This is a genomic window from Hydrotalea sp. AMD (assembly GCF_004100315.1).
Classification (GTDB): domain Bacteria; phylum Bacteroidota; class Bacteroidia; order Chitinophagales; family Chitinophagaceae; genus Hydrotalea; species Hydrotalea flava.
The window spans coordinates 1-11,285 of sequence record NZ_SCKY01000041.1; the positions used below are offsets into that span (position 1 = coordinate 1).

The 11,285-nt window shown below is 36.3% G+C and carries 15 protein-coding genes; all 15 read right to left on the reverse strand.

Annotated elements, in window-relative coordinates; genetic code table 11:
* Nucleotides 1–21: 21 nt before the first annotated feature.
* The 15 genes from EO766_RS17090 to EO766_RS17160 all read right to left on the reverse strand — a co-directional run bounded on the left by EO766_RS17090 (nt 22) and on the right by EO766_RS17160 (nt 11,144).
* Nucleotides 22–249, reverse strand: coding sequence for a hypothetical protein (locus EO766_RS17090; RefSeq protein ID WP_068241716.1), 228 nt, complete (start codon nt 247–249; stop codon nt 22–24).
* 15 nt (nt 250–264) lie between these two features.
* Entirely contained in the window at nt 265–651 is a 387-nt protein-coding gene (locus EO766_RS17095) for a DUF302 domain-containing protein (RefSeq protein WP_068241715.1), read from the reverse strand.
* Between the two features lie 63 nt (nt 652–714).
* Nucleotides 715–1,332, reverse strand: a complete 618-nt coding sequence (locus EO766_RS17100) for a hypothetical protein (RefSeq protein ID WP_068241713.1) — start codon at nt 1,330–1,332, stop codon at nt 715–717.
* A 9-nt stretch (nt 1,333–1,341) separates the two neighbouring features.
* Nucleotides 1,342–3,342, reverse strand: a complete 2,001-nt coding sequence (locus tag EO766_RS17105) for a heavy metal translocating P-type ATPase (protein ID WP_068241710.1) — start codon at nt 3,340–3,342, stop codon at nt 1,342–1,344.
* Nucleotides 3,343–3,352: 10 nt separating this feature from the next.
* Nucleotides 3,353–3,970 (reverse strand): hypothetical protein, encoded by a 618-nt coding sequence (locus EO766_RS17110; RefSeq protein WP_068241708.1) that lies wholly within the window; start codon nt 3,968–3,970, stop codon nt 3,353–3,355.
* A 3-nt stretch (nt 3,971–3,973) separates the two neighbouring features.
* Nucleotides 3,974–4,588, reverse strand: a complete 615-nt coding sequence (locus EO766_RS17115; RefSeq protein ID WP_068241705.1) for a class I SAM-dependent methyltransferase — start codon at nt 4,586–4,588, stop codon at nt 3,974–3,976.
* A 315-nt stretch (nt 4,589–4,903) separates the two neighbouring features.
* On the reverse strand, nt 4,904–5,140 hold the full coding sequence (locus tag EO766_RS17120) for a hypothetical protein (protein WP_068241703.1): 237 nt from the start codon (nt 5,138–5,140) through the stop codon (nt 4,904–4,906).
* A gap of 35 nt (nt 5,141–5,175) precedes the next feature.
* Nucleotides 5,176–5,865, reverse strand: a complete 690-nt coding sequence (locus tag EO766_RS17125) for a DUF1345 domain-containing protein (RefSeq protein ID WP_068241764.1) — start codon at nt 5,863–5,865, stop codon at nt 5,176–5,178.
* Nucleotides 5,866–5,881: 16 nt separating this feature from the next.
* Entirely contained in the window at nt 5,882–6,613 is a 732-nt protein-coding gene (locus EO766_RS17130) for a ZIP family metal transporter (RefSeq protein ID WP_068241701.1), read from the reverse strand.
* A 93-nt stretch (nt 6,614–6,706) separates the two neighbouring features.
* The gene (locus EO766_RS17135) at nt 6,707–8,704 is read right to left on the reverse strand and encodes an FTR1 family protein (protein ID WP_143439619.1); all 1,998 of its coding nucleotides are present in this window, start codon (nt 8,702–8,704) and stop codon (nt 6,707–6,709) included.
* 120 nt (nt 8,705–8,824) lie between these two features.
* A complete protein-coding gene (locus EO766_RS17140; RefSeq protein WP_068241697.1) occupies nt 8,825–9,442 on the reverse strand; it encodes a lipoprotein signal peptidase in 618 nt (205 codons plus the stop codon).
* 57 nt (nt 9,443–9,499) lie between these two features.
* Entirely contained in the window at nt 9,500–9,787 is a 288-nt protein-coding gene (locus tag EO766_RS17145) for a TFIIB-type zinc ribbon-containing protein (RefSeq protein WP_068241696.1), read from the reverse strand.
* A gap of 30 nt (nt 9,788–9,817) precedes the next feature.
* Nucleotides 9,818–10,294 carry an MgtC/SapB family protein gene (locus EO766_RS17150; protein ID WP_068241693.1) on the reverse strand — a complete coding sequence of 159 codons (477 nt, stop codon included), beginning with the start codon at nt 10,292–10,294 and terminating at the stop codon, nt 9,818–9,820.
* Between the two features lie 78 nt (nt 10,295–10,372).
* Nucleotides 10,373–10,750, reverse strand: a complete 378-nt coding sequence (locus EO766_RS17155; RefSeq protein ID WP_068241692.1) for a SpoIIAA family protein — start codon at nt 10,748–10,750, stop codon at nt 10,373–10,375.
* A gap of 61 nt (nt 10,751–10,811) precedes the next feature.
* Entirely contained in the window at nt 10,812–11,144 is a 333-nt protein-coding gene (locus EO766_RS17160) for a hypothetical protein (protein ID WP_143439375.1), read from the reverse strand.
* Between the last annotated feature and the right edge of the window lie 141 nt (nt 11,145–11,285).

An 11,285-nucleotide genomic window follows, 5' to 3' on the forward strand; every position in this document is an offset into this window, starting at 1 on the left:
AGGCAATTGATTCATAGTAATTTAGGATGGCATGTTAGACTGGCCTATATGTGTTGCTATGTGATGTTCAAGCTGTTCTTTTAGGGATTCAAGATATTTCTCCATATCTGCCAGGCATATTGCCTTTTCTTCGGTATCACAAATTACTAATGGGGTTTCGTCAAGGTAGCGGTATAATTCCGGATAGTCGGTTTCAATTTTTGTCGTTATCAGGATTATTTCCTGCATTAGTTCATTAAGTTTTTTCATCGTAAATAAATGTTATTAAATTAAATCAACAACCCGCTTCAATTTTTCCCGTACCTGTTCAGCAATATCTTTCAAACCGGGGTTTTCTATTGCCTGCATTGAAGCAATTGGATTCACCGCTGAAACTTCGATTTTCCCGGACTCCTTTTCCTGAACAATCACATTGCATGGTAGCATGGTTCCTATTTTATCCTCAGTTTGCAGTGCTTTGTATGCAAAAGTTGGGTTGCAGGCACCAAGGATTTTATAATTATAAAAGTCTGCATCAAGTTTCTTTTTTAAGGTTGCTTTTATATCTATTTCGGTAAGCACTCCAAACCCCTCGGCTTTTAATAATCCGGTTACTCTTTCAATGATGTTATTAAAATCTCCTGATAGAGTTTTTGTGAAATAATAATTCATAAAATTTGTTTTAGATAATAGTTGAGAAAATTGTATTGCAAAAATGACATCCCTGTGTTGGTTTTACTGTTTATCTATTCTTTCTCTTGAATTATTTTGCCTCAAACTCTCATTTAAAAGCAAGTTAATTCTATATATCTTTTTTATTTCATCAAATGCAGCTAAATCTGTGTTGTACTTAAAATTCGCATCAATAAAATTATTGAAGATTAAGTTTGCCGGGAAAGCATTCTTCAAATTTTTGATTGTAAGTGTTTGAACCGGGAAATTAACACCTAAACTGAAATAATAATTCGTCACATTAGTTCTGCCCATAGGCGGCTTTGAAACAATATGTTTGTAGATAAGAATTTGTTCCCCCGCATTTAGTAAGAAAAGTTCAATTTTACCCTTAAACCGAAAAATTTCATTGTTACAATTTCTGTATCCGAAAATATCGTTTTTTAAAAGCCTTAAGCTACTATCGCCTCTCTTAACAGTAATATACTTCTTTGAAAAAAAATCATTCAGCCTTATTCTTAAATGCTTGTTGTTGCAATTATTGTCAAAAGAAAGATTTCCTTTTACGAAGTCTTCACTGGTTCTGTAAATTGCCCTAACCCGTTCTTTTTGAGAAAAAAGATTAAACGAAATTATCAGAAGAAGTACCGTAAAAAATAATTTCAACTGGGTACTGTGCATATGAGAATTTTAGAATTTCATTCTTTGAATTCTTACCGCATTCAATATTGCCAGCATAGCTACTCCAACATCAGCGAACACAGCTTCCCACATAGTAGCCAGGCCACTAGCGCCAAGAATCAACACAATTAATTTTACCCCAAAAGCCAACCCGATATTTTGCCAGACAATTTTTGTGGTTGCTTTACCAATTTGTATTGCAGTAGCAATTTTGGATGGATGGTCAGTTTGTATAATCACATCTGCTGTTTCAATAGCAGCATCGCTGCCTAAACCACCCATTGCAATTCCCACATCACTTAATGCAAGCACCGGCGCATCATTAATACCATCACCTACAAATGCCACTACATTCATTTTATCATGTTTAAGGGCTTCAACCTTTTGTACTTTATTTTCGGGTAAGAGGTCACCGTAAGCTTTGTCAATGCCTAAATACTTAGCCACTTTATCTACAACGGCTTGCTTATCTCCGCTAAGCATGGTTGTTTTTACATTCAGTTTGTGCAGGGCATCTACAGCCTGTTTACTATCCTCTTTTATTTCGTCTGCAATTGTCAGGTAGCCTGCCAGTTTCCTTTCAATTGCCACAATTACAATTGTATCCACGATTGTTCTTAATCCATCATTTACCGGTACTTTCATCATATCCATCAACTTCACATTACCTGCCAGCACTTCCTTTCCATTTACTTCTCCTTTTAACCCGTGGCCACTAATTTCTTCTAAAGCATCTACCTGTATTTTAAGATAGTTATTATTTGCATACTCCACAACAGCTTTTGCAACAGGATGGGTTGATTTAGCTTCCAGTGCGGCAGCAAGCGGTAACCATTCATCCTGGGGAATATCATAACTCTCCACTTCCTGAACTTTAAAAACAGCTTTGGTAAGTGTTCCGGTTTTATCCATTACCACCTGGTTTATTTTTGTCATCAAATCCAGGTAGTTGGAGCCTTTGAATAAAATACCTTTCCGTGAAGCCGCTCCAATTCCTCCGAAATATCCTAACGGAATTGAAATTACCAATGCACAAGGGCAACTGATTACTAAAAATATTAAGGCCCTGTATAGCCATGTATTGAACACATAGTTCTCTACAAATAGCCAGGGGATAAGTGTGATGCCAATTGCAAGAAACACAACGATGGGAGTGTATATTCTTGCAAACTTCCGGATAAATTGTTCTGTTTTTGCTTTTCTGGTCGTTGCGTCCTGTACAAGCGTCAATATTCTTGCAAGCGAAGAATCATTAAATAGCTTTGTTACTTTTAGCTCTACTACTTTTTCCTGGTTAATCATTCCTGCCAGCACTGTTTCACCTTTGGTAAAACTGGAAGGTTTACTTTCACCTGTTAAAGCTGAAGTATTAAATGAACTTCCCTCGCTTAACATTTCTCCATCCAAGGGAACTCTTTCACCAACTTTTATCTGGATGGTTTCGCCAACTTTTACACTCTCCGGCGGGAGATTAACGTAAATGCCATTTCTTAAAACATCGGCGCTGTCCGGTCTTACATCCAGCAGTGCTTTAATGCTTCTCTTAGCACGGTTAACAGCAGCATCCTGAAATAATTCTCCCACTGCGTAGAAAAGCATTACCGCTACACCTTCCGGATATTGGCCAATATAAAAAGCACCAATAGTAGCCACACTCATCAGGAAAAACTCGGTAAACACATCTCCTTTAATAGCTGTTTTTATTCCTTTAATCACCACAGGTAAACCAACAGGAACATAAGCAACAATATACCATGCAAGCCGGGCCCAACCTGAAAACCAGGATGGAGTTGGTTTAATCCAGTTATCCATAGCAATGCCCAGCATCAAAAGTGTAAAACTGGCTATTGCTGGTAACCAGGGCTTTATTCCCGGGCCTTCCTCTTCACCATGATTATGCCTGTCGTCATCACTCTGCATGGATACCACTTTTGCATCGTTTAATTTTTCATCCAGATTGCAACAAGCTTCCTGCTCTGCAATTTTTGTTTCATCATGTTTATGTGCCATAAAACTTTATTTAGTGTAAAAAAAATGTAACAATGCCTACAATAATTAATACCATACCGGTAATACGTTTTTCGTTGTGCTCAATAAATTGTGAGTTCATCATCTGCACTCCTTTAAATGCAAGCATTACAAGAGTGATAATTCCTGTGATGCTGATTGCCGCATACACCAGGGCCAGCAGTAAAATATCATTCCACCCATAGGCACCCGCTGCAAGAAAAAGACTTTCTACTTCCAGGCAGGGAGATAAAAACATGGTAGCTGCAAAAATCAACACCCATTTGGTTTTCGATTTTTTATATTGCTGTACATCCTTATTGGCAGCATGATGATGGTGCGGCAGGTTTACAGTAAAATAGATTAATCCGAATATTATCAATAGCACCGGTGCAATTACATGCACATATCCTTCATATTGATGCGCCAGTTTTGAACCAACCATTCCCAATGCAAAGCCAAGAATAACAGTGCCCAGCACATGAGCCGATGCTGTAATAGAAGCTACCAGCATCAATTCATATTTCTCCCATTTTTCCGACCTGGCAATAGCCACTAATGGCAACCAGTGGTTTGGAATAAGAGCATGAGTAATGCCTAATAATATGGTGCCTGTTATGATGCTGTACATTTGTTACTTCTTTTGAAAGCTGCAAAAAAGAAAATTCTGAACCGTATTAAAAGGTGTCGTATGGTCTTCTGTAATACACTTAATCCTGTCAAATGCTATCTCAAATCTTGCACTCATAGATGCCTCGTTGTATTGTTGAACTTGTAAGCCACTGCATTTTTCGGGTCCGGTTTCTGAAAATGTACCTAACACTAAATACCCTTTGTTACGAATACCTGCTTCAGCAATAGCTACATATTTACTGATAGCCTCATCGCTGGTAAGAAAATGAAAGGCTGCCCTGTCGTGCCAAAAATCAAACTGCACTGGTGGTTCAAATTCAGTTATATCAGAAACAATCCAATGCACCAAACCGGCTTTTTCACCTAAACGGTTTTTTGCCCGTTCTAATGCTGCCGCTGAAATATCCAGCACCCAAATATTATTATACCCCTTATCTAAAAGTGTATCAACCAAATTGCAATCGCCGCCACCTATGTCAATGATGTTAGCAGTCAATGGCAAGTTGAAAAGTTCTAAAAACGCTATTGAAGTGTTAGGATACTCCTGAAACCAACTTACCTCATTTGATGCTTTAGAGGTGAATACTGTTTCCCAATGTTGCTTTCTACTTTGCATGACGTTTGGTTTTAAAAATAAAAAGGTCGCAGATATTTCTATCCGCAACCTTTCAAAATGATTGTTTATTCGTTACTATGCAGTAAACACTGAAACCATTCCTAAAACGGATGCCAGCATCACTACGCATTTCCAGCAATTGAGTCTGTTCATTTTTATTTGTTTTATGGATGTAAAAATACATAGTTTCTGCTCTTAATTTTGTTAATATTTAGTAGATACTTCTCTGTTTTTTATTCTTAATTTTTTTGCTAATTATACTATATCTCTTTTAATAAAAAGAACTGCTTTTAAAATAAATGGTCACAAAATAATTTATACCGAATCTTCCGGCTCTGTTTTTAACAACAATTCAGATAGCCTGTTTTCAATTTCTTTTGGTAAATCCTCTGTATCTATCCATAAAGAAAGTGTGTGGTTTGTTTCATCAATTTTTAATTGATATATATCCTCAAACTTTTTTGGTAAAAGAAATGCATCGTACTCCGCCTGCAAACTTTTAACTTCTGTTTCAAAATCTTTCTGCCATTTATCCAATTTTAATTCGTCCATAATTATAATTTTTAAATAATAGCTCTTCCAATTAATTATTGTTTAAGTCCCGCAATAGTATTTATAGTTAGTGCAACAATAATCGTATTGAAAACAAAAGAAATTAAGCTATGCATTAAAACAAAGCGCCTGATAACCCTGGAGCTTACAACCACATCCGACACCTGAAACGTCATGCCTATCACAAAAGAAAAATATGCAAAATCAATATAATCGGGCTGCTGTTTGGCGGGAAAGTCAATACCTCCAACATTACTGCCGGTATTCAATTTGTTGTGGTCATGATACAAGTGTGCGTAGCGTATGGCAAAAGTTGTATGCAGTAAAATCCATGAAAGCAAAACTGGAGAGAGCGAAACGATAGTATGAAATACTTTATTAAATGTTAATTCACTTTTACTGTTTAAAAGCAATAGCGTACCAAACAGGCTAAGGCAAACGGCGACAAGTACTATCATAAAAATTACTTTAAGCCCATCATCCTGTTTTTCTACAATGGCGCATAATTCATTGGGGCCTGTAGTAAAAAAAAGAAGCCAGCTTAGTAAAATCATACAAAGACAAAATGTGTCCCATCCTAATATTATCCTGCTCTTCGGGTCAACTTTAAAGAACAACAGAATAATATAAACAACAACAGTAAGTAAAATACAAATCAGTAATTTCTTTACACCGCTTATATTTTTAAGCCACGTTTGTTGTTCATGTTTTATTTTTTTACTCATAAAAACATATAAAGGTTTAAACAATCATACCTAAAATTAAAAACAACAGAAATCCAACAAAAAATGAAGAAGTATGCCATACTGTTTCTTTTTCTTCATGCGCTTCCATTAATAACTCTTCGGTAACTAAAAACAGCAAAGCAGACAATCCGAAAGACAATACAATTTCCATTGCGCTATCCGATAAATTATGTAATAATGTAGCCCCTAAAACTGCACTTGCAAAAAACACAAAAGAAAGTACTGCGATAACGGTTATTGATTTTTGCCTGCTTAATTTATTTTGCCCTAACTCAGTTGCAGTTGCCATGCCCAACGATAACAGTTCCACAGATAATGCAATAGCAAGCAGCATTCCTTCCGTACTGCCTGCCGAAAATCCAATACCTAACAATAAGCCATCAACAAAAATATCAACCCCGATAGCTACCAATAGGCTCATAGGTAATTTGCCAGAGACTGTTACAGCTTCCGTTTCTTCTTTTTTCTCTGTAAATCTTTTAATTAATAACATAGTTATCAACCCCAGGGCAAAACCAATAATCACCTGCATGGGTTTGTGTTCTTTTACAATATCAGGCAATAGCTCTACCGCTACCACAGAGAATACCACCCCTGCAGCAAAATGCAAGATCAAGCTCCGAATATTTCCGTTTGGCCTTTTATAAATAGCCACAATGCCGCCAACCAGCATAGTAAAAACGGGTATTAATGAGAATAAGATTATTTTTTGAAACAACGGTATCATTAATTTCTATTTATTTCAGATCATTACATTCATTATTAAGCTCAGTCATACTAATATTAAAAAACATTATACTGTTTCCATACTATTTCTTACTTATGATATTTGGTTTTCAGCACTAATGTCTTTTGAATTTTTTGCTATCCCATAAACCCAAAGAATAAGTGTGATTACTAAAACAATAATTTGTGCCAGATAAGTTTGCACGGTAGGGTAAATTCCAAGTATGGTTAAATGAAAATTAAACCTTACACTACTTACTGAGATCCAGCCACTTTCCTGAAAGGCATGTACACTCTGACCTGCAAGCACTACAGATAATATCATAATGATAATGGAAGAGTATTGAAAAAGGTTTTTGACTGGAACTTTTACAGAAAATTTAAGTAACAAATTTGATACAAGTATTACACTACCTATAGCTGCCAGTGCCCCCATCCAAATACCCGGTCTGCTTTTATCATCTACCTGCAATTGCATTGAAGAAAGAAAAATAACAGATTCAAAGGCTTCACGAAATACCACTATAAAAGATATAAAGGCAAGTGTAAATAATTTCCCCTGGTCAAGCATTTTCACAATTCTTTCTTCAATAAACTCTTTCCACTTTTTTGCTTCCGTTTTTTTGTGCAGCCAAAAACCTACATAGACTAAAATAATAACAGCGAGCAAGGCGCCAAATGCTTCCATTAGTTCACGATTTTGAGCGCCGAATGAAATGAGCCAACCTGTGAAGAACCAGCTTGCAAAACCAATAGCTACCGCACTCATCCATCCGGCATGTACCCAGCGAATGGCCCTGTTTGCATGAAGGGATTTTAACAGGCTTAAAATGGTGATTATGATGAGCACCGCTTCAAGACCTTCACGCAGTAAAATAGAGGAAGAAATAAAAAACGAAAACCAAAACGAATAAGTTTGTTCTCCCAATAATACTTTTGCCTTGTTAATAGATGATTTTGCATCAGTAATTTTTTGCTCTACTTCCTGTTCATCTTTATTATTTTTAATTGCCGACCGAACTTCATTCATTTTATTTTCCAATTCAGAAACAATAGAATTGTCAACTGCATTAAGTTGCTGCTCATAAGGTTCAATTCCTTCTAAATATGCATATAGGGCTTTTTCTTCAGCAAGTGCGCTATTATTATTCTTGTAAAAAGAAAGAGCATCAGCCAGGTAATTGAATGCTGCCTCAAAAGAATTGCTACCCGTGCCTGCCTTATGTAGTCTAATAGCAGCTATTGCGAAATCACTATGGTTGCCTGATTTTTGTTTTAATTCCTTATCGGAAAGATGTGCAATATCTGAAAGAGTAACAAATGACTGAATACGGTTATAAATTTTATTAAAAGAGTCCTGCTCTGAGGAAAACTTATTTTGGAAACGTAACGATTTTATGTAAAACGAAACATCCCAAAGTTCTTTATCAGAAAGTTCGTTGAAAGCACGCATTCCGGTCCCACGTACCCCAAGCCGGGCAGTGTTGAATACCTGTAGGGGAGAAATTAATTGCATAAGAGAATCGTTCTGAAAATTTACTGGGGCAGGATTATAAGATTTAGAGAGGGGGCCGTCTGCGGCGCCATAGATTCCGTGACAAGATTGGCAACTGGCAGTAAATATTTTTTTCCCTTTCGCTATATCAGGATATTGTTCGGGGCTTATGTCTATCAGATTTAATTGCAATATCAGTATTTTAATTTGCTGGGCGTTCGTTGCAATTTCTTCTTTGTTTTTCCTGTGTTGTATAGATGTTAGTAATGAAGACAATTGTTGTGCAATCTGGTTTTTATTATTGATGTTTATCTTGTAAGTTATCGAATCAAAAAGAGAAGTTGACTCTACTGTAAATTCAATCATCTCACTGTATTCTGCATTATTAATCACTTCGCCATTATTAACTGCCCGGCTATAATCCTGCGACACATAATCCAGCAGGTTAATAAGTGTTCTGGCCTGGAAGGTCAAACGGTCAGAAGATTTATTTTTAGCAGGTAATCCCTGAGAAAATGTAATTGTACTGCACAGGCTAAATGCAATAAATGAAATAATTAATTTTCTTAACGTTTTATATGAGATAATATACTGCATTTGTGTGTTGAATTTTAGTTGCGAAATTCCCTTTAATTCTATCAGTTCCGTTTGCAAAATCGGGTGAATTTCAGGCCTGATGTGATTATCTATGATCAGGCTGCCAATCACTTTCAATATTCACTTTTTTTTTAAAAACCGTTTTTGAAATATCAGAAGTGTTATTACACCTGTTGATACCCATACATCAGCTGTATTAAACACCGGTTGAAAAAATTCAAAGTGTTTGCCGGCCCAAATCGGTAACCCTGAAGGTAATGTTGTATTGATAAGTGGGAAGTACCACATATCCACCACACGGCCATACATTAAACCAGCATAACCGCCATTGGATGAAAATGCCCTTGCAATATTTTCAAGATCGGGATCACTATTTTCAAATATTAATCCGTAAAAAAGGCTGTCAATTAAATTACCCAAAGCACCTGCATATATAAAAGCCACGCAAATGATAAATCCTTTGTGATAATTTTTACTTATAATTTTCTTTATATAAAATGAACCCCATATTACGGCAATAAGCCTGAACAGTGTTAATGCAACTTTTGCTATATCTCCTTTCCCTAACTTCCATCCCCATGCCATTCCGGAGTTTTCTATAAAATGAAGCCTGAACCAGTTTAGACCAAACACTTTATGTTCTTCACCATAATAAAAATTTGTCTTAATGTAAAATTTTATAGCCTGGTCAATTACAACAAGAAAAAGAATAAATAATACTACTTGTTTCAATTTCATAATTATGCTTTACGCTACAATCTGTGCTTTGCTTACCGGCTAATTTATTTATTGGTTTTAAAAATCAAACAGGCTTCCAAGAAAGCCTCGCCTGCTATGTTTGCCATACCCGCCATGCTTACTACCTCGATAACCTCCGCCTTCATAGCCGTCTTGATTATATGGAGGCTTGTAATTTTGATTTTGCTGATTTTGATCGGGGTCTTGCTGTTCAAGAGATTTCTCAATTATTTTATCTAACTCGCCTTTATCAAGCCATACACCACGACACTTAGGGCAATAATCAATTTCAATTCCTTGCCTGTCGGTCATCAACAATGTTTCGTTACACGATGGACATTTCATATGTTTTAGTTTTTAAGATGAATAATTTATTTAAGTTAAGTTTGTTGAATCATTGGATGCTTTATCATTTTTGCTTTTAATTTTATTCATCCAGCTGATATACCACTTTTGCCGGTCTAACGATAACAAAAAGTATAGCATTAATGAAGCTACGATGGCAATAATAAAATTATCCATCCCTACTGCAACACCTACTGCTGCCGTACACCAAACAGTAGCAGCGGTAGTTAACCCGTAAGTAGCATTCGAAGTATTACTGTTGCCAATAATTCCTGCTCCCAAAAATCCAATACCCACTACAATGTTTGAAATGATCCTGGATGCCGCTGCTATATCATTAAACTCATCCGCTATAGCAGTAAATAGAGTTGCCCCAAAACAAATGGCAGCATAGGTTCTGATGCCTGCATCTTTTCCCTGCTTTTCTCTATCGTATCCTATAAATGCTCCAAATGCAAATGCTACCAAAAGCTTTACAACCATAATTAATTCAAATCTTATATCCATTTTTTGCCTTTTAAATATGATTACTTAAACAGTGAATCCTGACTGATAACATGCATTAAACATTAAAGCCCGGTTATATTAATTCAGAATCCATTCCCTTGCCTTTTCTCTATCGGGCAAATCAAAATACATTATGCTTGCCTTTGTAAAAGGTTTCATTATTGAATGCATCCACTTTTCCCATTTTTTAGCACCAACAATGGCAATTTTTTCAATATCTTCTGCATGCGTAAAATTCATTTTACCATAATTAACTTCGATAATGCCGTCTTCCCAAAAACCGGTTGAATCTGAAGAGGAGCAATCATCCATTTCAAAATACCACCTGACTTTTTTCCCGGTGCCGATAATATTATGGATAAAGGGGTGTATTTTCTCGTAGTCTTTGATACCCAACAAATCATTTGCCCTTGTTGCTATAATATTTTTTTGGGTAAAATCTAAAAGCTGTAGCATAATTGAAAAGAATTCTTATAAATCAATCCAGTTAATTTTCGTTTTTCGAAATCATTTAAGACTAATGATGTCCTCCGTAGTAACCACCATGATGCCCTCCGAAGATTCCGTGGTGGCCCAAATCAATATGTGGTGTAATTATCGGATACACATAAGGCCGGTAAAAACCTCTGCCAGTCCGTCTGTCATATACTATTGTTCGTACAATAGGCTGTGCGGTCTGTGACTGAAAAACATCTTTGGTGCCGTTGGCATAAACAATTTGCGCCACCTCTGCTTTACTGGTCACATATACGGGGCCGTCTATATTATCAGCCCTGTAATATCTCACTTCAGTGGTCCCCACTTCGGCTACTTTTCCATTAATGATTTCTCCTGTACTCAAGGTTATCATGTCCTGTGCGTTCAAAAAAGATGCAGATAACAGCATCACGATAAATGCAAATAACTGTTTCATAATTTTTAATTTTAAATGATGATTTATTTTTTCTTTGTATCCAATTCATTGTCACCCATTTTCATGCCCATAGTATCG